General features: G+C 46.6%; 1 protein-coding gene. It reads right to left on the bottom strand.

Annotated elements, in window-relative coordinates:
- Positions 1-48 precede the first annotated feature (48 nt).
- Positions 49-1,145: bifunctional diguanylate cyclase/phosphodiesterase (locus R8O10_RS23905; protein WP_318191785.1), on the bottom strand; the 1,097-nt coding region annotated here is incomplete at its 5' end.

Below are 1,145 nucleotides of genomic sequence, written 5' to 3'. Positions count from 1 at the left end.
ATGAACAAATAACATCAATGCTTTTCTATGAGGTTGTATTGAAAGGAGTTATGACCAAGTAGGTTGGTTTAGAAGTTGCTCAAACTCCTTCGCTGGCACAGGGCGGCTATAGTGGAAACCTTGGCCGAACTCACAGTTTAGCTCGTTGAGATAATCCACATGGCGTTGCTCTTCGATACCTTCTGCGACAATTTTAAGACGCAAGGCTTTGGCCATAGCAATGATCACGTTGACCAGTTCACGATCAGAGTCGTTCTCAAACACGTTTTGCATAAAACTGCGGTCGATTTTCAGACGGTCAAACGGGAACTTCTGCAAGTAACTCAGTGCAGAATAGCCCGTACCGAAGTCGTCAATCGTCAGCTTGGTACCCAGCGCACGTAGGTTATCCAGCATGTCTACCAACTCATCATCATGGTTAAACAACAAGCTCTCGGTTACCTCGACATCAAATTGCTCAGCAGGCAAACCCGATTCTTCTAAGCTTTGCCTAATGAACGCCAATAAGCGATCACAATAGCGGAATTGAACGCTAGAGAAGTTCACCGATACAAACAACGGCGAAATGGATTGCCACTGTGCTGCTTGATAACACGCTTGCTGAATGGCGAACTCGCCAAGTTGATGAATCAACCCATTTTTCTCTGCAATCGAGATGAACTCTTCTGGATTGACGAAACCAAACTTCTCATCGTTCCAACGCATCAATGCTTCTGCGCCAACAATTTTACCGCTTTTCAGTTCGATGATTGGCTGATAGTACATTTCGAGCAGTTGGTTCGAGATCGCATTACGCAATCGACTTTCTAGATCCAAGTAACGCTGTAGATCTTGGTTCATGTTGTGGTTGTAGAAACAGAACGCATCACGGCCATCTTGCTTCACGCGGTACATCGCCATATCGGCACACGCCAACAGCTGCTCGGCGTTATCACCGTCGTCTGGGAAAACCGACATGCCGACACTGCCTGTCAGGAAAAACTCGTGATTATTCCAAACAAACGGTTCACTAAAGGCCGATAACACACTCGAAGCAACGCGCTTCGCGGTATCGTTATCTGGTAAATCTGGAATCACCAACAGGAACTCATCCCCACCGATTCTGGCGAGCAAATCGGTTTTTCTCGCGACGTTTTGAAGACGCT

Origin of the sequence: Vibrio sp. 1727 (assembly GCF_033344415.1) — a bacterium.
GTDB classification, from domain to species: Bacteria; Pseudomonadota; Gammaproteobacteria; order Enterobacterales; family Vibrionaceae; genus Vibrio; species Vibrio alginolyticus.
This window is presented reverse-complemented; position numbering and strand designations above follow the sequence as displayed.